Consider the following 581-nt stretch of genomic DNA (forward strand, 5'->3'; position numbering starts at 1 on the left):
GAAAAACTTCAATCCCTTGTCAAGCATCGCCAAGCGCTCTTGGATCAACGCACAATGGCCACCAACCGCTTCAAGGCCCCAGGTAGTCACCATATCACTGACTTCCTCAACGCCGAAATCAGCTTTATCAACACCCAAATCGATAAGATCGAGCAACAGATCGCTGATCTTATAAAGTCCGATGCACGCATCAAAATTCAAGAAAAGCGCCTGCGCGCCATCAAAGGCATCGGCCCCGTCAGCGCCCATACCCTCATCGCCATGTTGCCCGAACTTGGTCATGCAACCCGCAAGCAAATCGCCTGTCTGGCAGGCCTTGCTCCCCACCCCGCTCAGTCAGGCAACAGCTTCAAGAAATATCCCATGACCGGTGGACGCGATCTCATCAGACGCACCCTCTTCATGGCCGCCTTGACCGCATCACGCTGCCACCCAGAATTAAAACACTTCTACCAAAACCTTCTCAGCAACAAAAAACCCAAAAAACTCGCCCTCGCCGCCGTAGCACGAAAACTCGTAACCATCGCAAATGCCGTCCTCAAACCAATACAAATCTCAATTCCACAACTGACTTGATGACA

At 51.6% G+C, this 581-nt stretch carries 1 protein-coding gene; it reads left to right on the top strand.

Annotated elements, in window-relative coordinates:
• On the top strand, positions 1-576 hold a 576-nt coding region (locus B7364_RS07940; RefSeq protein WP_232780843.1), incomplete at its 5' end, for a transposase.
• Positions 577-581: the final 5 nt, after the last annotated feature.

This window comes from Aquidulcibacter paucihalophilus (genome assembly GCF_002105465.1).
Lineage (GTDB): Bacteria > Pseudomonadota > Alphaproteobacteria > Caulobacterales > Aquidulcibacteraceae > Aquidulcibacter > Aquidulcibacter paucihalophilus.